Raw genomic sequence first — 19,818 nt, 5'->3', positions numbered from 1 at the left:
CCTAAAATCCCCCAGGTAGTGGAACAAACGGCCCAATGATAAGTGATTCTGGTGGAGTGTCAAAAGTAGAAGCAAGCTGAATCGTGTCAGCATCACCAACAATAAGCATGGAGGAGCTTGATATCCCAATGACTCTAATTGAACCTACGCATAATTCTCGATTATAAACTTGAAAATTCAACTTAGATTCTTCCTTTCTCCCTCTCAAGATTTTGTAGAAAAGTATGGACTCCGCTGTTAATATCCTTCTTTATCTGATTAATGATTTCTTCAAATGCGACATTTGGCTCATTTGGAGGATAATTTTGTGGAGTGTATTTGATTAGATAGTCATCAATTCGTTTCGGAAGTTGCTTTTTAATGTCCACCTTAATAAAGTCAAGGTAGGAATCCTCTATTTCTACACTTGATGTTTCCTGGTATCTTTTAAATAGATGTGGAACTTCCGTTTCTAAATAACGATAAACCTCATCTTCTATCGCCATCATCGCATCAGATCGTGCTTCAGGTGGCATCATTTTAGGGTTTGGTTGCTGGTTCACTGCAAGCTCTTCAATTCCTTGTAAATCAGATGGATTAAGTCCAATATTTAAGGTTCCCTCTAATGTTTCGACCTTCAATTGATCAAAACTATATTGGATGGAATCGACATGGATTGGAGCACGATTTCTTAATTCAGTCACTTCAATTTTTAATTCATTTACAGCCCTTTCCAGTACTTTTATTTTTTTCTGCTGGCCCTGAATAAAAAGATGAAGTTGTTCTAAATAATGAATTATTTCCGGATTCAACAGTTCCACCAGCCTTTCTTTACAATTATCTCTAACATATTAGATACTATCTCTTCTCATTATAAAGGAACGGCAGGTGAAGCAAGTAATCCACCTTCGCTTCCTTGGATAATGGTAGTCGGTTTCCCGGTTTTTGGAGCGGGTCCAGTAAATCCTCCTGTATTATACAAATGAGATGATGGCTTAATGATCCCTGAGCTTCCGATTTGGAAAACGCAAGAGTTTGCCAAACTTCCTATTTTTATTGTCTGAATGTGTATTGATTGCTGAATGTAAAAATTCATTCTATCACCCGTAACTTATGCATTTAAATAATTTCCTTGATCAATAGTATCTTGATCAAAGGTATTTGTTGTACTCACCTGATTTGTAATACGTAATCCATCTCCCGTATTAAAAGAGCCGGCACCTGCAAAGGTCTTTGCACTGGAAATCGGCATAATTTTATAAACATCCCCGATATTAAAGGTTGAACTGTTCCCCACATTAAATACTTGAACAACTCCAACAATTGCTGGCATTGATAACACCCTTTGACCAAACATTATTTATTAAAACGAAAAGCTTATTGCAACTAAACTATAGGCTGCATTACTCTTATATCCTATGTAAAGAATAGGCAATGGTGATTAAAAAGCCTATATTTCTCTTTTGAATATCCTGTTCACAAATAATTCACAATTTTTATAAGGTTAACACTATGAAGATAGAGGTGTAATAACAATACAATTATGCTAAAATAAAGATAAATTTGAATTATTTGTCTATTTAAAGGGGGAATACTTTAGTGAATGTACCTTTAGTTTTAACTGACTTCTTGGATCGAGCCGTTTCTTTATACGGTACAAAAGAAGCAATATTTTGTGATGACAGAGTCTTCACCTATTCAGAGCTGAATGAGAGAGTGAACAGGTTATCCCATGGTTTAAGAGAATTAGGAATTAAAAAGGGTGACAGAGTAGCCTATTTAGCTCCAAACTCAGTCGAAATGCTAGAAGGCTTTTATGGAGTTTTTCAATTAGGAGCAATTATGGTTCCGCTAAATATTCGCTTAAAGCCGGATGATTATTTATTTATCCTAAACCATAGTGAATCAAAGGTTTTATTTGTTGATCAGGAGCTTTATCCATTAATTGTTCCAATTAAGGATAAATTGAAAACGGTTACGGAGGTTATTATCCACTATAAGGATGAAACAACAGATGAAATTGGCTATGATGAGTGGCTCAAGAATCAAATTGATCAACCATTTGACCGTGAAGAGTTAGATGAAAATGATGTCTGCAGTCTATTATATACGAGTGGAACGACAGGAAATCCAAAAGGGGTTATGTTAACCCATAGAAATAATTATTTGCACGCATTAAGCTCTATGCATCATCTTCGTGTAAATGACCAGGATGTTTTGGTACATGTTCTACCAATGTTCCATGTAAACGGTTGGGGCTCTCCTTTTTATTACACTGCGAATGGAGCATCACAAATATGTCTAAGAAAGGCGACTCCTGATTCAATATTTAATGCAATTGAAAAATATAAAGCAACTATCCTTCACATGGCTCCAACAGTATTAAATTCCTTAATGCAATACTATGAACAAAATGTTCCAAAAATTGATCACAATGTCCGTGTAGTTATTGCCGGTTCTGCTCCACCTCCTGCGTTTGTAACAAGGGTGGAAAGAGAGCTCGGATGGGAATTTATCCAAGTTTATGGAATGACGGAATCTTCTCCTTTAAGTTTGATTTCTACGATTCGCTCACATTTACGTGATTTGCCAATGAAGGAGCAATATCGTCTAAAAGCAAAAGCAGGATTCTCCATGATTGGATGCAATGTTAAAGTGGTTAATGATCTAGGGGAAGAAGTTGCCCACGATGGCAAGGAAATTGGGGAAGTAATCACTAGAAGTAATGGTGTTATGCTTGGATATTGGAAGAATGAGCAAGCAACAATGGAAACGATTCGTGATGGCTGGCTTCATACTGGAGACATGGGAACGGTGGATGAATACGGCAATATTGACATTGTAGACCGAAAAAAGGATGTCATCATTAGTGGTGGAGAGAATATCTCATCTATAGAGGTTGAAGGAGTTCTTTATGAGCATCCAGATGTCCTTGAAGCTGCAGTAATTGCTGCTCCACATGAAAAATGGGGAGAAACCCCTCATGCATTTGTTGTCCTGAGAAATGGTAAAAGTGTAACAGAACAAGAGCTCATTGCATTTTCAAGGGAGAAGCTTGCTCATTTCAAGGCAATAACAGGAGTTACATTCGTTGAGGAGCTCCCAAAAACAGCATCAGGAAAGATTCAAAAGGTTCACCTCCGCAATGAATATTGGGAAAAGAACGGAAAAGAAGGAAGATTTGTAAATTAAATTACGAAAGGCTGTCTCCAAGAAGGTGCCAGAAACCACTTTAAATGTGGCCTGGGGCATTAAAGGGGCAGCCTCATATTTTTTTCAAAATTAAAATAAATAGGTTATAATAAATGGGTTCCATAAATTACATAAAAAGGGTGGTTGGAATGAAATTTGTTACAGCCAAATATGGTGAAGAAAGCTTTGTTGGGTTAGTATATGAAACAGATTCAAAGGTTCTTCCTCTTAATATTGTTGAGAAGAGGATGCTAGGATCAACTAGTTTACCAGAAACAATGATCGAATGTATTAGTCTAGGAGAAGAGTTTCTATCAAAGGTAAATACACTTGAAAAGTGGGTAAAGGAAAAAGAAGATAACAGCTTATTTCTACCATTAGACGAAGTTGAGCTATTAGCCCCTATTCCAAGACCCTCCAAAAATATCTTCTGTGTAGGGAAAAATTATGCTGAACATGCGATTGAAATGGGAAGTAAAGAAGACATTCCAGAGCATGTAATGGTTTTTACGAAAGCTCCCACTACCGTAATAGGTCCAGAAAAAACAATTTTAAATCAAAGGGATATCACACAGCAATTGGACTATGAAGGGGAATTAGCTGTCATTATCGGGAAAAAGGGAAAAGGAATAAAAAGGGAAGATGCTCTTGATTATGTATTTGGCTATACCATCATTAATGATGTAACCGCAAGAGACCTTCAAGACCGACATAAACAATTCTTTATAGGAAAAAGCTTAGATACTACATGCCCAATGGGACCATGGATTGTTCACTCTTCCTCAATAAAGAATCCAAATCAACTTAATATAGAAACAATGATCAATGGAGAGATTAGACAAAAGTCAAATACGGAGCATTTTATTTTTCCAGTTGAGGAAGTCATATCGGTTTTGTCTATGGGTATGACCCTAGAACCAGGGGATATTATTGCAACAGGAACTCCAGCAGGAGTGGGAAAGGGCTTTAAGCCTCCTCGCTTTTTAAATCCAGGAGATTTAATGGAGATTACAATAGAGAATATTGGAACCTTAAGAAACGACATTCAAAAATAAAAAATCAAAACCTTCTTATTTTATGTAATATAAACAACGTGATTTTAGTATTTTTTCTGAAATTATGTTATGATAACAATTACAATAGAGTAAGGGGGTTTATTAATGATTCATTTGCATGTTACATCATGGACGTTAGCAATTATATTGTTTCTTGTGACATTAGGCTTATCTAAAGCAGGGAAGGCAAAGGGACAAAAGATTGTCCATATGATCACAAGATTATTTTACATACTTATTATCATCTCTGGAGCTATTTTATTATTTAATATTTCTACCATAGGCACATTGTATATCATTAAATCTTTAGTTGGCATTTTTGTGATTTCAATGCTAGAAATGATTTTGGTTAACAATGCAAAAGGGAAAAGAACAGGAGTCCTATGGATACTCCTTGTAATTTCTCTCTTTGCTGTTTTATATTTAGGCTTTAGCATGCCACTCGGTTCAGACTTATTTTAATCGTATGTCATCTTTAGCAAAATTTCCTGAAAAAGCTAGTCCATTCGACGGCTTTTTTCTTTTTATTGTTTTTATTAACTTGGAAAATATGTTATTTTTAAGAGGTAGGTAAAAACTTAAAAAATTGGTGAAAAAAATGGTTAAGACAATTTCTTGTATATATAAAGATAAGGCACAATTTAATAGCTTTATTATTGAACACGAGTTATTTGATTATCCAAACCTGCTTGTTCAAGTTTTTATAGGAACAGTTGATAAGGATTTGGTCTTGGATATTCAAACATTAGTGAATGATCAATTACCTAATGCTGTCATGATCGGATGTACTTCGTCAGGGCAAATTAGTGAGGGGCGCCTTCTTGAGAATGAAATTGTTCTTTCCTTTACTATTTTTGAAAAAACTCAAATAAAATCAGCAATTCTACATTTAGATTCCTATAATGATAGTTTTGAAATGGGGAAAAGCTTGGCATCAGAGCTTGCCTCCTTTGATACAAAGGTAATCCTTCTCTATCCATCAGGTTTTGAAATGGATGTACAGCTTTTAATAGAGGGATTACATGAAGAGTACCCGGATGTCATCATTTCAGGTGGAATCGCGGGAGATAGCGGTGCTTTTCAAGAGAGTTTGGCATTTAGTAATTCAGAAGTGACCTCGAAGGGATTCGTGGCAGTCGCTTTAAATAGTGAGGTATTGAAAGCAAATACGTATTCCAATTATCAATGGCAAGAAATCGGAAAATCCTTTACAGTTACAAAAGCAAAAGGAACAACTATCTATTCAATCGATAATAAAAAGCCTATTCAAATATTAAGACGTTATTTAGGAGAAAACTTTATTAATGAACTTCCACGGATTGGTGTGGAGTTTCCTTTTATCCTTGAAAAGAATGGGGAAAAGGTTTCAGTCTTTATTATCAAGCTATTAAAAAATGGAACGATTGTGACCAATCGTTCAGTTAAAGACGGGGAAAAGCTAACACTAGCCTACCCTAATATTAAACAGATCATTGAAGATTCAGTAAAAGGAATAAAAGATCTTTCTAAAAAACATGTTGAAACTATATTTATTTATAGCTGTATTGCTAGAAAAATGATTATGCGTGATTTTACAGAGACAGAATTAGAGATGCTTCATTCAATAGGAAATAGTGTAGGTTTTTTTGCAAATGGTGAAATTCTTCATCGAAAGAATCAGATTCCGCAAATTGTTGGGCATTCTATGACTTTCATTACTCTATCGGAAAATGAGAGTAATCAAGTCAAGAAGGCAAATTCATTTAAGTACAAGATTCCAGAAAGTATGAGCACCGTTATTTCTCTAACCCATTTAATGCAAGCTTCTCAACTGGATATTAGACATTTAAATGATCATTTAGTCGTTTCAGAACAATACTACAAATCATTATTTGATAACAATACAGACTTAGTATATTCTCTTGATTTACTTGGGCATTTTACTTCAGTTAATCCAGCATTTATAAAGGCATTTGGATTTGAACGAGAAGAGGTTATTGGATATTCAGCGTTAAAATTTATCAAAAATGAAGATATTCCTCGTGTTCGAATGCATTTCTATCGGGCATTAAAGGGAAAAGAGCAATATTATAATATCGAAATTCCATCTAAGGATGGGAAAGATAATCTCTATCACATAAAGACCATTCCTATCACCATCAACAACGAGACCGTGGGAATATACGGGATTGGTCAAAATATTACAGAAAAAATGAAAATTGAAGAAAAGATTACACAACTAGCCTATTTTGATCAGGAAACGGGACTTCCTAACCGTATGAAGTTGACAGATAAGCTGGAGGAATTACTGGAAAAATCCAAGAAAAAAAAGAGAAAGCTAGCGGTTATCTCAATTGATATGGACCGTTTTAATATGATAAATGATAGCTTAGGTCATTTTGCAGGAGATGCAATATTAAAGGAAATAGCTTATCGAATAAAAAGGGTTCTTCCGAAAGGCTCCTTTTTTGGGAGATTTAGCGGAGATAAATTCAGCCTAATTTTAACAAAAAATGTGACCATTGATGAAATCATCATCAGCTCAAAAACCATACTGGAAGCAATATCAAAACCTATCATTTTTGAAAATCAAGAGTTTTTCCTCGCAGCGAGTATTGGGGTAAGCTTTTATCCAGATGATGGCTTAGACGCACAAGCCCTATTTAAAAATGCAGATATAGGAGTAAATCGCTCGAAGGCTTATGGAGGGAATCGAATTACCTTTTTCTCAATGGAAATGGATGAAGAGGCAAAGGTTCGACTTGAGTTAGAAAGCTATTTGCGTAAAGCTCTACAAAAGGATGAGTTCTATTTAGTCTATCAACCTTTAATAGATTTGAATACTTGTAAAATATTTGGTAGTGAGGCACTTATTCGATGGAACCATCCAAAGCTTGGTCTTGTATCACCAGCAGAGTTTATTCCATTAGCAGAGGAAACCGGTCTAATTGGAGATATTGGACGATGGGTTTTAAAAACCGCATGTATACAAAATAAGAAGTGGCAGTTAATGGGGAACGATGACTTGTCTATTTCAGTGAATGTTTCTGCTCATCAATTCCAACATCATGATTTCATTAATGATGTGAAAAAGGCTTTACAGGAGTCTGGACTTGAGCCACAGTATTTAACATTGGAATTGACAGAGAGTGCAATGATTCGAAACATCGATTATAGCATAGCAGTAATCGAAATCCTTCAGCGTTTAGGGGTTAAAGTTTCAATAGATGATTTTGGAACAGGTTACTCTTCTTTAAGCTATTTAAGAAATTTACCAATTAATACATTAAAGATTGATCGTTCTTTTATTAATAACATTAGTGATGATTCCTCAGACGTTGCCATTGTTAAGGCAATCATTACGATGGGAAATGGCTTGGATGTTAAGGTTGTTGCAGAAGGAGTAGAGAGTAAGAACCAACTATTACTTCTAAAAGAATTAAATTGTCACTATGCACAAGGCTACTATATAGATAAACCTTTGAGCACAGATATTTTTGAAAAAAAGATTATAAAAATAGGTTAATTTTAAACTGAACAATATAACAATTTTCGGCTGATTCAAAATCAATTCCTACCAGAATGTGGAATTGATTTTGAATCAGCTTTTTTTGTTTTCTTTTTCAATAAAATGGTTCTATCAATTTATCATGACTTGTTATAACTTCATGCAACATTGACGTATATCACCATCTTTGGTACTTTTAACCCAGATGGATTTTTCTGAATTTATTATTCAACTAATTCATACTTATATATTCTATGAATAGTGATTTATTGGAATCCTGTATTTCACGAATTACAGATAGCGACATTTGAATAGAGGAGGTCTTTTTTTATGTTAGAAGTCATCGAGCTAACAAAGGAATTTAAGAGTAAAAAGGCAGTGAACGGTGTTAATTTACAGCTTAATAAGGGCGAGACAGTTGGATTACTAGGCCCTAATGGCGCAGGTAAATCAACCACTATTTCAATGATTTCCTCCTTAGTGCCTCCAACTTCAGGGGATATCAAGGTGAACAATGAGAGCATTCTAAAGTCACCTGAGAAAATTCGCAATATCCTAGGGGTTGTGCCTCAAGAAATTGCCTTGTATATGGAATTAACCGCAAAGGAAAACTTGGAATTTTTCGGCAGAATCCATCGAATTCCCCATAATAAGCTGAAGGATAAAGTACAGGAAATCCTTGAGATAATTGGTCTAACAGATCGGGCAAATGATTTGGTTAAGACCTTTTCAGGCGGAATGAAAAGACGTCTAAATATAGGTGCAGCCCTTCTGCACGAACCTGAACTAATTATTATGGATGAACCAACTGTAGGAATCGATCCACAATCTAGAAATTATATTTTAGAAACAGTGAAAAAGCTTAATCAAGAAAAGAATATGACTGTCATTTATACAAGCCATTATATGGAGGAGGTTGAGTATCTATGTGATCGAATTTATATAATGGATAATGGTAAGGTCATCGCTTCAGGCACAAAAGATGAGATTAAGGATATCTTATCCTCTGAGCAAGCCATTACAATCAAGGTTGAAATGTTAAAGGAAAATTTCCTCAATGGGTTAAGAAATTATCCAAGTATTAAGAATGTATCTGTAAAGGATTCAGTAATTTCGGTAATTGTACCTAAGCAATTAAATATATTAAAAGATTTATTTAAAATAGCTGAGGAAGAAAGTGTGAACATCGCCTCAATTAATATTGAAACACCTTCACTAGAAGATGTATTCTTGCATCTAACCGGACGTCAATTAAGAAACTAAGGTGGAGAAATCTATGTTAATTCAAATAGTTAAAAAGGATTTACTGATGTTTTGGAGGAGACCAAGGGAATTAATTACGTTATTATTGATGCCCTTCGTATTAATTGCGATACTTGGAACTGCATTAAGTGCAATTAATGATGGAGAAACGGTTGATTTGGATATCAAGCTAGCTGTTATTCAAAAGGATGATCCAGCCCTTGCTGAATCCAAGATGATGGAAGGAATGAAGCAGAGCCATATTCCTAAAAAGGCACAAGAACAGATTGTTGCAGGAATGAGAGAATTTAATCCTACTAATCTCTTATTACATAATGTAATGGAAAGTAAGGAATTAAAAAAGACAATCAAGGTGGAGAAATTAGATCATATACCGACAACAGATAAGGAAAAGCTTAAATATAGTGGAATTGCCATCATTCCTGACGATTTTTCTTACAAGTTTTATCAACACTCATTTTTAGGAAAGGGTGCTTCTCCAGAAATTAGTCTTCAGGTAAATGAATCAAAAACGCTAGAATCTAAGGTATTAAAGGATATCTTCACAAGATTTCAAGAGGAAATTTCCTTATACACTGCATTGAATTCTGCCAATATTAATCCTGAGGAACTGCAAGCGAAAATGGGCAAGGAAATAGGTGAAGTTAGTACGATTGCTAAGAAGAGGCCAATTAATACAGTGAGCTACTATGCAATTGGTATGAGCGTGATGTTTATTTTCTATGTTGCCTCAACCATAGGCTCCCTTGCTTATGAGCAAAAGGAAAGTCAGGTATATAATCGAATATTGTTGGCAAATGTACCTAAGCTAAATATTTTTATAGGAATCTTTATTGCTACCTTAATCGTCGTGTTCTTACAGTTAAATATCCTATTTGGACTTTCAGCTATTATTTTTGATGTGCATTGGTCAAATATTGCAGGATATTTCGTAGTCTCCCTCTTGTTATCCATTATGATTGGTGGCTTTGCCGTTCTATTATCAGCCGTAAGCTATAGAGCGAAGTCTGATAAGACATCTTCCGTTTTTGGATCTTTCCTTGTACCGGTCCTAGCATTTTTAGGAGGAAGCTTTATCCCGGTTGCACAGTTCGGGGAGGGATTCGAAAAAATTTCAAGCTATACTCCAGGTGGGGCAGGTATTTCTGCCTTTATGAAAATGATGCAGGGTTATCCATTAGCGGATATTTCATCACAGATCATCTCCATTTTAGTTACAGTGTTCCTCCTTTTTGTGATAGCGTATATCATTCAACCTAAAAGAGGTGATACAGCATGATGGGAATTATTAGGATGAAAATTAGTTTATTACGGCGAAAGCCAGGTGCCTTTATTGCTACGACCATTATTTGTATGGCCTTTGCCTTTGTAATGGGAATGTCTTCATCTGGAAAAATGGTCATACCCGTATATAGTTCTCTACCAAATGATCAATTACAATCGATTGTGAAGGAACTAAATAAAGGAGATTCATATGAGTTTGTCATAGAAAAAGAAAAGGCTGTGAAAGATCGTGTAGCAGAAGGAAAATCCGGGGTGGGGATTAAACTTTCGGAAAATGACTATACGATTGACCGAGTGAGTGAAACACAAAATCTATATATCATTCAAAATTATTTAGAAGGTTTTTATAGAGAAAGGCTTCAGAAGCAGGAAATAATGAATCTGGCACAGAGCAAGGAAAATGGAAAGGCTGTATTAGAAAAGCTTGAAAATGATCCAGCATTAACGATTAATACTTCAAATTTTAAGGATAAAAGTGAGCCTGTCTATAATCAAAGCTTACAAGGACTGTTTGGTTTTGCTTTATTCTTTTCCATATTTACAGTGGCTTTTAATGTCGTGGAAATCCTCAGGGAAAAGCAGGATGGGATATGGGATCGTTATATCATTTCACCAACCAGTAAGGTTGAGGTGTATTTGGCCAATTTACTCTATGCCTTTTTCATTGGTTATTTTCAAATCAGCCTAATATTTATTATTTTAAAATTTGGTGCAGGGCTTGATTTTTTCAACGGCTTTGGAAAGTCACTTATCGTCATTATTCCGTATTTGTTTGCAATTGTTGCCTTAGCTATCCTATTAACTGGACTAGTCAAAACGATGAGTCAATTTAATGCCATTGTCCCATTGATTAGTGTTAGTATGGCTATGATAGGTGGTGCGTATTGGCCAATTGAAGTTGTCTCATCCAAAGCATTATTGACAATTTCAAAAATAGTCCCTATTACTTACGGAATGGAGCTATTAAAAGGTGTAACTATTTCCGGTCAGTCCATATCCGATTTGCTATTTCCAATCTCTATTTTATTACTTATGGGTGTCGTTATGATGGGAATTGGGATTAGCTTGGTTGAGAGAAGGCAGTGAGAAGTTGAAATGGACAGCAATCAATTATGGCGATTGCTGTCCATTTTTTAGAGTTACCCTTTATTTTTAAGGTATTTTTCAATGACGACTCTTTTTCCGTTGTTTAAGGTAAATTCGAAACGATCACTTTTTCCCTCATAGTAACTAAAATGGTGTTGGACGTTACAAATTTCCTCCTGATTATCAAACACCATAAAATTAACTCCGCTTTTCCGTTCCTGGTTACTTAGGAATTCCAGTTGATTATAACAATATAAACAATCGTAAATTGAAAATTTTAAGGTGTTTAAATTTGTTACAAAGTGGTAGAAAGCGTCATCGCTGATGGCATTAAGCAATTTATCTAATGAATGAATGAGAGGCTTTCTAATTCTGACTAGGTCCTGGTTTTTTAAGAATATCATTTCATCGCCATATCCCAATTTTCCTTCTTCAGATAAAATTCCTTTCTTCCAACGGTTAAAACGAAAAACCTCCATTTCTTGATGAAGGAATTCATCTAATAGAGAAGCCTCTTCTGTTTCGATATCGAAAAATACCCATTGGTCATTAATATGTTCCACATTGCCTTCAATGAAGGCGCGGGTTTGAAATTCAAATAGTTTTGATCGTTGCTGTCTATTCATGGTAAACCTCCATTAAGATCCTTCAACATTCTTTGTAGACAGATTTGACTTAATTTAAACTGTGCATGCAATCATTTAGGACAAATAACCATTTTAAAGTTCCTGCATAGTATAGAAACATATTTCAACTGTACTGCATGTTCCGCGAAAAGGAGGAGATAACAATGTGTGGTATAACAGGATGGATTGATTATCGTAGAGACATGAGAAGGGAAAAAAGCACGATTAAGGCAATGACAGAAACCCTATCAAAGAGAGGACCTGATGATACGAATCTTTGGATGGAACCTCATGTTGGATTTGGTCACAAGCGATTAGTTGTTGTTGATCCTGAAGGCGGAAGGCAGCCAATGACTAGGAAAAAGAATGAGTCCAATTTCACAATCTGCTACAATGGTGAATTATATAACACCGAGGATTTACGCAAAGAGCTACTAATAAAAGGATATTCCTTTAATGGTCATTCTGATACAGAAGTTTTACTTACAGCTTACATGGAGTGGGAAGAAAACTGTGTAGAATACTTAAATGGAATATTTGCCTTTGCTATTTGGGATGAAAAAAAGGAGAAGCTCTTTATTGGAAGGGATCGACTAGGTGTGAAGCCGCTATTCTACAAAGAAACCACCAGTGGCCTAATGTTTGGATCTGAGTTAAAGGCAATCCTTGCACATCCTGACGTTCATGCAGAGCTCGACCGGGAAAGTCTTGCAGATATATTTGGATTAGCCCCATCTAGGACACCAGGGAGTGGAGTTTTTCGTGGAATCAAGGAGCTTCGACCAGCCCATGCCCTGACTCTTACGACTAATGGTTTAAAAATATGGCGCTATTGGAATGTAAAAAGTGAACATCATGTAGATAGTATTGAGGAAACTACAGAGAAGGTAAGAAGTCTAGTCATGGATGCTGTAACAAGGCAATTAGTCTCGGATGTTCCGTTATGTACCTTTTTATCAGGTGGGTTGGATTCTAGTGCAATTACGGCAATTGCGGCCAATAACTACTTGAAGGAAGGTAAGGGAAGACTTCATACTTATTCAATTGACTATGAAGGGAATGACCAATTTTTTCAGAAGAGTGAATTTCAGCCGAACTCTGATGCAGAATTTATCAACAAAATGAAGGAAAGCTTTCATACCATACACCATAATCGTGTTATTTCTCAGGAACAGCTAGTTGAAGACTTAAAAGAGGCACTTGAGGTAAGGGATCTTCCGGGTATGGCAGATATCGATTCTTCCTTACTTTGGTTTTGTAGGGAAATCAAAAAGGATTTTGTAGTGAGCCTGTCAGGAGAATGTGCAGATGAAATATTTGGAGGGTATCCTTGGTTTCATAGAGTTCAAGATTTTACGAGGGACGGCTTTCCATGGATGCGTTCCACAGAAGAAAGACAAGGCTTATTAAGAAAGCATTGGCAAAATCAATTAAATTTAGAGGAGTACACCTTACAAAAATATCGTGACTCAATCGCCGAAACTCCTATACTGGATGGAGAGGGAGAAGAGGATGCAAGAAGAAGACAGTTATTCTACCTAAATATTATATGGTTCATGACTACCTTGCTCGATCGGAAGGATCGTATGAGTATGGGGGCAAGTCTTGAGGTAAGGGTGCCTTTTGCTGATCATAGGCTAGTGGAATATGTATGGAACATCCCATGGGAAATGAAAATGTATGGCGGGCGTGAAAAAGGGATATTAAGAAGAGCTTTAGAAGGATTTCTTCCAAACGATATTCTATATCGCAAAAAGAGTCCATACCCTAAAACTCACCATCCGAAATATACAGCAGCGGTTCAAACCATTTTACGTGAAATTTTGAACGATAAGAGCTCGGTCTTATATGAATTTTTCGATAAAAACAAGCTTGTTAGCCTGATAGAAACAGAAGGGAAATCCTTTAAAGAACCATGGTTTGGGCAATTGATGACCGGACCACAACTATTAGCCCAATTAGTGCAAATACATCATTGGTTTAATCATTATGATATAAATATTATTGATAATTAATCTTTACTTCTCTGGCATCACCGAATTGGTGATGTTTTTTTACAAAAATCCAAGAATTTAGAAATCACGTATACTAGATGTTTTTTAATAATTTGATATACTTTGTTTTGGGTACATTGCTTTGTACGAGCTTTATAAAATCTTTTCAATATAAGGGTCTCGAAAGTATTGTGTATTTCATAAGGAGGGGCGGAGATGAAAAAAGGCGTACTTACTTTCATCCTGATACCGTTACTTCTTTTTTATGCTCTTCCAGTAGGGGCAGCTGAAAAGGAAGTACGAACTTGGCAGGATGAAACCATTTATTACATAACCATAGATCGTTTCAATAATAGTGATTCGAATAATGATTATGATGTAAATGCGAAGGATCCGGCTAGCTATCATGGTGGAGATTTTCAAGGGGTTATTAATCAATTAGATTACTTAAAGGACATGGGGTTTACAACAATCAATTTATCACCAATATTTGATAATGAAAAAAATGATTATCAAGGGTATTCCGTGGAGGATTTTTATAAAACTGATGAGCATTTTGGCTCTTTGAAAACATTTAAGAAATTGATTAAGGAAGCCCATAATCGTGATATAAAAGTAATCGTAGATTTTGTTTCTAACAATGTTGGTATGAATCATCCTTGGGTAAATGACCCTGCAAAAAAGGATTGGTTTCATAAGCAAAAAGAGATTGACTTTAATGACCAAAAGGGATTAGAAAATGGGTGGTATAATGGGTTACCCGATTTGAATCAGGACAATCCGGAGGTCAAAAAATATTTAATTGATTGTGCCAAATGGTGGATCCAAGAAACAGATATTGATGGTTATCGTTTGGACAAAATGAACTATGTTCCCCTAAGCTTTTGGAAAGATTTTGTTAAGGAAGTAAAATCGGTAAAGGAGGATATTTATTTCATTGGTGATATCAGGTCTGATGATCCAACCTATATAAAAAATTATCAAGAGAGTGGAATTGATGGATTATTAGATTATCCTCTGAATCAACCTCTAAGGGAGGCCTTTTCAAAGCCCAATCAACCATTGGACATGCTATTGGCAATGAAGGAGGAGCAGCAAACCTTCTATGATCATCCTATGCTCATGGGGTCTTTTATGGATAATCCTGAGACGGTTCGTTTTACAAGGGATTCAGTTCGAAATAATGAGCATCCAGGACCTAGATGGAAGCTCGCATTATCCTATTTGTATACGACACCAGGCATCCCTATGGTTTATTATGGCAGTGAAATTGCTTTAGATGGTGGAAAAGGTGTGGATGGTCAAAATCAAATGGATTTTCGGACGGATAAAGAGCTGATTGACTATATTACAAAGCTTGTAGAGGTCCGCAAACAACTTCCTTCCTTAACAAGAGGAAGTTTTGAGGTGCTATATTCAAAAGATGGAATGGCTGTATACAAACGTGTATACAAGGGAGAAACCTCAATCATTGCTCTAAATAATTCGACGAAATCCCAAAGAGTGACGATTAAAGAGGAAGATTTAGCCCCTAATAAAGAACTCAGAGGATTGCTTGCAGGTGACCTGGTGAGAAGTAAAGATAAAGAATACAGCATTATTATCGATCGTGACAATACAGAAATTTATGTTTTAGCTGATAAAACGGGTCTAAACTATCAATATTTAATTGCAATGGGTATCGTTTATGCAGCGTTTATCGTCTTTGTTGTTATCGTTTGGAGAAGATCGAAGAGAAAGCGTGTGTAATTTTCCTTTTCCATTGGTGAAAAAGGGATCTGATTAAAAAAATGACCAAGAAACTTAGGGTTTAATAGGATGGGATTATTATTTATTCGCAATAAATTCAAAATATCCGCGATTTTTCCAATATATCCGCGATAATCCAAATATATCCGCGATTATCCGAAAATATCCGCGATAACCAAAACATCCGCGATTAACCCAAATATATCCTCAAAATAGAAAAAGCGGGCCTTTTCCTGGCCCGCTTTTTCATTCTAACGATAATTCACAAACTGAACATCAACAGTAAGATCAGCTTCCTTTACGGCTGCAATGATTTTTTGCAAATCATCACGATTTTTTCCAGTTACGCGGATTTGATCATCCTGTACCTGACTTTTTACCTTTAATCCGCTATTTTTAATAATCGTATTAATTTTCTTTGCATTATCTTTATCAATTCCTTGGACAAGCTTGGCACGTTGGCGAACCGTTCCTCCAGATGCTCCCTCAATCTTACTATAATCAAGGTTTTTAATTGGAATTCCACGTTTTATCATTTTTCCAAACAGAACATCCTTCAGTTGACCTAATTTATACTCGTCATCAGAAATAAGGACTAGCTCCTCTTTATCAAGTGATACTTCACTTTTGCTTCCTTTAAAGTCATATCGTGTTGTAATTTCTTTCATGGTTTGATTGATTGCATTTGTGACCTCAGATAGATCAATTTTGGATACAATATCGAATGAGCTCTCTTTAGACATAATGACCTCCGAAAAAAACAGTTTTCCCTTTCAGCCCTTATTATAGTAAAATATAGCAGTTCATACAACTTTTGTTGAAAATCAAGTATCATCATATACTAAATATATAGGAGGATTAACATATGGCAATCAGTGATAATATCGGCAGGGTAACGAAATTTACCGTAACCCGCTTGGCACAGTTTGGATATTTCTTAACAGATGGAACAGAGGATGTACTTTTGCATTCAAATGAAACAAATCAAGATCTTCAGGAAGGAGATCAGGTTGAGGTCTTTTTATATACGGATAATGAGGGGAGAATTGCAGCAACAACCTCGATTCCTAAGATTACAGTTGGAGAGTATGATTGGGCAAAAGTAAGTGATGTAAAGCAAGGTGTTGGGGTATTTGTGGATATTGGTATTCAAAAAGAAATGCTCTTAGGTGAAGAAGATCTTCCCGCACATCAATCGGTTTGGCCACAGAAAGATGATTTGCTTTACATAACCTTAAGAGTAAGTAGAAATCATCGCATCTATGTAAAGCTTGCTACAGATAACATTTTTGAGGAAAAAAGAGCGAAGGCAACTCGTGAACACTTTAATAAAAGTATTCAAGGTCATATATATCGTACAGCAAAGGTCGGGAGCTGGATATTTACTGTCGAAGGCTTTAAAGGATTTATTCACGAATCACAAAGGAAGGTTGAGCCTCGCTTAGGAGAAAAGATTGAGGGCAGGATTATTGATGTTAAACCGGATGGCACGATTAACGTGTCCATGATTCCTAGAAAGCATGAAGCATTGGATGAGGATGCAAATGTCATCTATGAATACTTAATGTCAAGAAATGGGGCAATGCCTTATGGTGATAAGAGTATGCCAGAGGATATTGAGGAGCGGTTCCATATGAGCAAAGGGGCATTTAAGCGCGCGTTAGGAAGGCTAATCAAGGATGGAAAGGTCTACCAGGAGGAAGGATGGACCTACAGCAAAAATAAATAAAAGAAACGATAATTTTAAAAAAAATTAAAGGTGCCAGGCATACAACTCTGGCACCTTTTGATTTTATCGCGGGTTAACGGACAGCAAGACCCCCACTTTTAGAATTAGAGAATTCGAAGAAGGTAATTGGGGGGATCTACTGCCGGTAAACGCCCGATTGGTTCAACTAATTATCAGTGGGGGATGAAGCCGACTAAATACGCCAGTTCTTTAGGCAACGTCAGCACTAGCACATCCTGTGCGTTAAAAAACCCCCACTGAAGGAAGTTTCACTTTATAAGTGATCTGTTTTCTTAGAATATTGATGCTTACCTGCCTTGCGATTTTTCTCACGCATCATATTTTTTTCATGACGAAGGGCATTATTGTCTTTAGCCTTCTTATCATTGTCAGAAGTATGCGGCATAAAAATACTCCTTTCTATGGTGGCTTCATTAATATTGTTAGCCTCCATTGAAAGGAGTATGTACTTTTCTAAAAAACCTAATATATTTATTCCTGAGGCAATTTGTTTAGAAAGAAAAATGAAATGGTGCTTGGGCCTGTATGTGAACCTATGGCTGCTCCAATGGAAGAAATAAATATTTGATCTGTAGAGAATTCCTCAGATATTAATCTCTTCATTTCTAATGCAGTTTCTTCATCATCTGCATGGCTTATGCCAATGATTTGCTTATCCAATTTTGAACCGCGTTCATGCATAATATCGATTACTCGACGAAGTAATTTTTTTCTTCCACGGATCTTTTCAATTGGTATTAGCTTCCCGTCTTCGACATTTAATAATGGTTTAATATTTAATAATCCACCCAAAAATGCTGAGGCTTTTGATACTCTTCCGCCTTTGGCTAAATATTCCAAATCCTCAACAGTAAATAGGTGCTCCATATGTTGACATCTAAAGGTAGCATCCCGAATAATTTCTTCCTTTGAAGCATTTTCTTTTGCTAGGCGAGCTGCTTCCAAGACAACGAGTCCACATCCAAGAGATGCACATTTGCTGTCAATGATCGTTAAGTCAAGGTCAGGGTACTTTTCCTTAATTTGTTCACGAACCATAACGGCTGTTTGATAAGTACCTGAGAGCTGTGAGGAGAAGGCTATGTAAATTCCTTGTTGATTCTTTTCAGCCAGCTCCGTAAATTTCTCCTCAAATGCGAGTGGAGAAGCTTGGGAAGTTTTGGGCATCTGTCCATTACGGATGGCTTTATATACAGTATTTGGTTCAATCGTTATTAAATCCTCATATTCCTGATCATTTAAGTGGACCCTCAATGGAATCATCGTGACATCATTTTCGTTTAAAACATTTAAAGGTAAATCGCACGCACTATCTGCTAGGATTTTTACTGACATTTTATCCCACCTGCTTTCGAGCAATATTATCTTAAGTTTATTAAAATTTAGGTGAAATTACAATTAATTGTATTGAAAATAAGCAATTTAGGGAAAAGTAAGTGCCTGTAGGGGTGAGTCTACCATGATATTATTGCATACTAAAAAGTTAATTGTTGTGATAATCGGTGCTTTTCTTAATGCAATAGCAATGAACCTTTTTTTAATTCCAGCAAAAGTTTATTCGAGTGGATTTACAGGGTTGGCCCAATTACTCTCGAATATTTTTCACGGAGCAATATCAACAGGAATACTACTGTTTTTATTGAACATTCCTGTTACCATTCTTGGCTGGATGAAGGTAGGGAAATCCTTTACCTTATATAGTTTTCTTAGTGTTGTTTTCATGTCATTTTTTTTAGAAATTTTACCTATTTATGCGGTTTCAAATGATATTTTTCTAAATGCTGTATTTGGTGGTGTAATTCTAGCGGTAGGTGTAGGTCTAACATTAAGATGGGGAGCATCAACTGGTGGAATGGATATAATCGCAATGGTGCTGTCTCGAATGAAGGATCGACCGGTAGGAACGTATTTCTTTACGTTAAATGCAATTATCATTATTACGGCAGGTTATTTATATGGTTGGGAAAAGGCACTATATACACTAGTTGCATTATATGCCTCTACACGTGTAATTGATGCGATTCATACTAGACACGAAAAGCTAACGGTGATGATTGTAACGAAAATGGCAGAGGAACTAAAAGCTGCGATTCATTCTAAGCTAGTCAGAGGAATTACGACCATCCCAGCAAAGGGCGCATATACCAATGAAAACAAGGATATGATGATGATTGTTATAACCCGTTATGAATTATTTGATCTTGAGCGATTAATCAAAGAGGTAGATCCCAGCGCTTTTACAAATGTCGTTCAGACAACTGCAGTTTTTGGCTTTTTCCGCAGAGATTAGTAATTAATAGAAAATAGGATAAACTCCTTAATAGGGTTCCTTCATAAAACGTGAGTACCAAAA

19 protein-coding genes are annotated in these 19,818 nt (G+C 36.0%); 11 read left to right on the top strand and 8 right to left on the bottom strand.

Features of this window, described 5'->3' with window-relative positions:
* Position 1: 1 nt before the first annotated feature.
* The 4 genes from BQ6100_RS09795 to BQ6100_RS09780 are packed head-to-tail and all read right to left on the bottom strand — an operon-like array spanning position 2 to position 1,312.
* Positions 2-181 (bottom strand): spore gernimation protein GerPD, encoded by a 180-nt coding sequence (locus tag BQ6100_RS09795; protein WP_075981488.1) that lies wholly within the window; start codon positions 179-181, stop codon positions 2-4.
* Between the two features lies 1 nt (position 182).
* Positions 183-791 (bottom strand): spore germination protein GerPC, encoded by a 609-nt coding sequence (gene gerPC / locus BQ6100_RS09790; RefSeq protein ID WP_075981487.1) that lies wholly within the window; start codon positions 789-791, stop codon positions 183-185.
* A 59-nt stretch (positions 792-850) separates the two neighbouring features.
* Positions 851-1,075 carry a spore germination protein GerPB gene (locus tag BQ6100_RS09785; RefSeq protein WP_075981486.1) on the bottom strand — a complete coding sequence of 75 codons (225 nt, stop codon included), beginning with the start codon at positions 1,073-1,075 and terminating at the stop codon, positions 851-853.
* Between the two features lie 15 nt (positions 1,076-1,090).
* Positions 1,091-1,312, bottom strand: coding sequence for a spore germination protein (locus BQ6100_RS09780; RefSeq protein ID WP_075981485.1), 222 nt, complete (start codon positions 1,310-1,312; stop codon positions 1,091-1,093).
* Between the two features lie 266 nt (positions 1,313-1,578).
* On the opposite strand from BQ6100_RS09780, the gene BQ6100_RS09775 reads away from it, so the two are divergent.
* The 7 genes from BQ6100_RS09775 (at position 1,579) to BQ6100_RS09745 (ending at position 11,346) form a co-directional block, all read left to right on the top strand.
* Positions 1,579-3,171 (top strand): long-chain-fatty-acid--CoA ligase, encoded by a 1,593-nt coding sequence (locus BQ6100_RS09775; RefSeq protein WP_075981484.1) that lies wholly within the window; start codon positions 1,579-1,581, stop codon positions 3,169-3,171.
* 149 nt (positions 3,172-3,320) lie between these two features.
* Entirely contained in the window at positions 3,321-4,226 is a 906-nt protein-coding gene (locus BQ6100_RS09770; RefSeq protein ID WP_075981483.1) for a fumarylacetoacetate hydrolase family protein, read from the top strand.
* Between the two features lie 105 nt (positions 4,227-4,331).
* Positions 4,332-4,688 carry a YisL family protein gene (locus BQ6100_RS09765; protein ID WP_075981482.1) on the top strand — a complete coding sequence of 119 codons (357 nt, stop codon included), beginning with the start codon at positions 4,332-4,334 and terminating at the stop codon, positions 4,686-4,688.
* Positions 4,689-4,824: 136 nt separating this feature from the next.
* On the top strand, positions 4,825-7,731 hold the full coding sequence (locus BQ6100_RS09760; RefSeq protein ID WP_075981481.1) for a bifunctional diguanylate cyclase/phosphodiesterase: 2,907 nt from the start codon (positions 4,825-4,827) through the stop codon (positions 7,729-7,731).
* A gap of 312 nt (positions 7,732-8,043) precedes the next feature.
* Entirely contained in the window at positions 8,044-8,976 is a 933-nt protein-coding gene (locus BQ6100_RS09755) for an ABC transporter ATP-binding protein (protein WP_075981480.1), read from the top strand.
* 13 nt (positions 8,977-8,989) lie between these two features.
* The gene (locus BQ6100_RS09750; protein ID WP_075981479.1) at positions 8,990-10,255 is read left to right on the top strand and encodes an ABC transporter permease; all 1,266 of its coding nucleotides are present in this window, start codon (positions 8,990-8,992) and stop codon (positions 10,253-10,255) included.
* Positions 10,252-11,346 carry an ABC transporter permease gene (locus BQ6100_RS09745; protein WP_075981478.1) on the top strand — a complete coding sequence of 365 codons (1,095 nt, stop codon included), beginning with the start codon at positions 10,252-10,254 and terminating at the stop codon, positions 11,344-11,346. Before BQ6100_RS09750 ends, BQ6100_RS09745 begins: the two co-directional genes overlap by 4 nt.
* Positions 11,347-11,399: 53 nt before the next feature.
* On the opposite strand, the gene BQ6100_RS09740 is transcribed toward BQ6100_RS09745, so the two are convergent.
* Positions 11,400-11,972 carry a DUF2777 domain-containing protein gene (locus BQ6100_RS09740; protein WP_075981477.1) on the bottom strand — a complete coding sequence of 191 codons (573 nt, stop codon included), beginning with the start codon at positions 11,970-11,972 and terminating at the stop codon, positions 11,400-11,402.
* A 164-nt stretch (positions 11,973-12,136) separates the two neighbouring features.
* Here BQ6100_RS09740 and asnB point away from each other — a divergent pair, with 164 nt between their 5' ends.
* On the top strand, positions 12,137-13,987 hold the full coding sequence (asnB, locus tag BQ6100_RS09735) for an asparagine synthase (glutamine-hydrolyzing) (protein WP_075981476.1): 1,851 nt from the start codon (positions 12,137-12,139) through the stop codon (positions 13,985-13,987).
* A 195-nt stretch (positions 13,988-14,182) separates the two neighbouring features.
* The gene (locus BQ6100_RS09730) at positions 14,183-15,715 is read left to right on the top strand and encodes an alpha-amylase family glycosyl hydrolase (RefSeq protein WP_075981475.1); all 1,533 of its coding nucleotides are present in this window, start codon (positions 14,183-14,185) and stop codon (positions 15,713-15,715) included.
* A gap of 251 nt (positions 15,716-15,966) precedes the next feature.
* Here BQ6100_RS09730 and BQ6100_RS09725 read toward each other — a convergent pair whose 3' ends face one another.
* Positions 15,967-16,458, bottom strand: a complete 492-nt coding sequence (locus tag BQ6100_RS09725; protein ID WP_075981474.1) for a YajQ family cyclic di-GMP-binding protein — start codon at positions 16,456-16,458, stop codon at positions 15,967-15,969.
* A gap of 122 nt (positions 16,459-16,580) precedes the next feature.
* On the opposite strand from BQ6100_RS09725, the gene BQ6100_RS09720 reads away from it, so the two are divergent.
* The gene (locus BQ6100_RS09720; protein WP_075981473.1) at positions 16,581-17,444 is read left to right on the top strand and encodes a CvfB family protein; all 864 of its coding nucleotides are present in this window, start codon (positions 16,581-16,583) and stop codon (positions 17,442-17,444) included.
* A 274-nt stretch (positions 17,445-17,718) separates the two neighbouring features.
* On the opposite strand, the gene BQ6100_RS09715 is transcribed toward BQ6100_RS09720, so the two are convergent.
* Entirely contained in the window at positions 17,719-17,850 is a 132-nt protein-coding gene (locus tag BQ6100_RS09715; RefSeq protein WP_075981472.1) for a DUF3941 domain-containing protein, read from the bottom strand.
* 86 nt (positions 17,851-17,936) lie between these two features.
* Entirely contained in the window at positions 17,937-18,800 is an 864-nt protein-coding gene (locus tag BQ6100_RS09710) for a DegV family protein (RefSeq protein WP_075981471.1), read from the bottom strand.
* A gap of 124 nt (positions 18,801-18,924) precedes the next feature.
* On the opposite strand from BQ6100_RS09710, the gene BQ6100_RS09705 reads away from it, so the two are divergent.
* Positions 18,925-19,755: a YitT family protein gene (locus BQ6100_RS09705; protein ID WP_075981470.1), complete on the top strand. Its 831-nt coding sequence runs from the start codon at positions 18,925-18,927 to the stop codon at positions 19,753-19,755.
* The last annotated feature ends 63 nt before the right edge of the window (positions 19,756-19,818 follow it).

The organism is Bacillus massilinigeriensis, assembly GCF_900117315.1.
Lineage (GTDB): Bacteria > Bacillota > Bacilli > Bacillales > Cytobacillaceae > Bacillus_BE > Bacillus_BE massilionigeriensis.
Note: the sequence above shows the minus strand (reverse complement) of the source record. Positions and strands in the feature narration are given on the sequence as shown.

What these genes read in the sequence shown, in the direction of transcription:
- BQ6100_RS09720 (WP_075981473.1), top strand. Translation starts at nt 16,581, where the DNA reads ATGGCAATCAGTGATAATATCGGCAGGGTAACGAAATTTACCGTAACC.
- BQ6100_RS09740 (WP_075981477.1), bottom strand. Translation starts at nt 11,972, where the DNA reads ATGAATAGACAGCAACGATCAAAACTATTTGAATTTCAAACCCGCGCC.
- BQ6100_RS09745 (WP_075981478.1), top strand. Translation starts at nt 10,252, where the DNA reads ATGATGGGAATTATTAGGATGAAAATTAGTTTATTACGGCGAAAGCCA.
- asnB (WP_075981476.1), top strand. Translation starts at nt 12,137, where the DNA reads ATGTGTGGTATAACAGGATGGATTGATTATCGTAGAGACATGAGAAGG.
- BQ6100_RS09760 (WP_075981481.1), top strand. Translation starts at nt 4,825, where the DNA reads ATGGTTAAGACAATTTCTTGTATATATAAAGATAAGGCACAATTTAAT.
- BQ6100_RS09710 (WP_075981471.1), bottom strand. Translation starts at nt 18,800, where the DNA reads ATGTCAGTAAAAATCCTAGCAGATAGTGCGTGCGATTTACCTTTAAAT.
- BQ6100_RS09755 (WP_075981480.1), top strand. Translation starts at nt 8,044, where the DNA reads ATGTTAGAAGTCATCGAGCTAACAAAGGAATTTAAGAGTAAAAAGGCA.
- BQ6100_RS09705 (WP_075981470.1), top strand. Translation starts at nt 18,925, where the DNA reads ATGATATTATTGCATACTAAAAAGTTAATTGTTGTGATAATCGGTGCT.
- BQ6100_RS09725 (WP_075981474.1), bottom strand. Translation starts at nt 16,458, where the DNA reads ATGTCTAAAGAGAGCTCATTCGATATTGTATCCAAAATTGATCTATCT.
- BQ6100_RS09780 (WP_075981485.1), bottom strand. Translation starts at nt 1,312, where the DNA reads ATGCCAGCAATTGTTGGAGTTGTTCAAGTATTTAATGTGGGGAACAGT.
- BQ6100_RS09770 (WP_075981483.1), top strand. Translation starts at nt 3,321, where the DNA reads ATGAAATTTGTTACAGCCAAATATGGTGAAGAAAGCTTTGTTGGGTTA.
- BQ6100_RS09750 (WP_075981479.1), top strand. Translation starts at nt 8,990, where the DNA reads ATGTTAATTCAAATAGTTAAAAAGGATTTACTGATGTTTTGGAGGAGA.
- BQ6100_RS09715 (WP_075981472.1), bottom strand. Translation starts at nt 17,850, where the DNA reads ATGCCGCATACTTCTGACAATGATAAGAAGGCTAAAGACAATAATGCC.
- BQ6100_RS09765 (WP_075981482.1), top strand. Translation starts at nt 4,332, where the DNA reads ATGATTCATTTGCATGTTACATCATGGACGTTAGCAATTATATTGTTT.
- BQ6100_RS09785 (WP_075981486.1), bottom strand. Translation starts at nt 1,075, where the DNA reads ATGAATTTTTACATTCAGCAATCAATACACATTCAGACAATAAAAATA.
- BQ6100_RS09730 (WP_075981475.1), top strand. Translation starts at nt 14,183, where the DNA reads ATGAAAAAAGGCGTACTTACTTTCATCCTGATACCGTTACTTCTTTTT.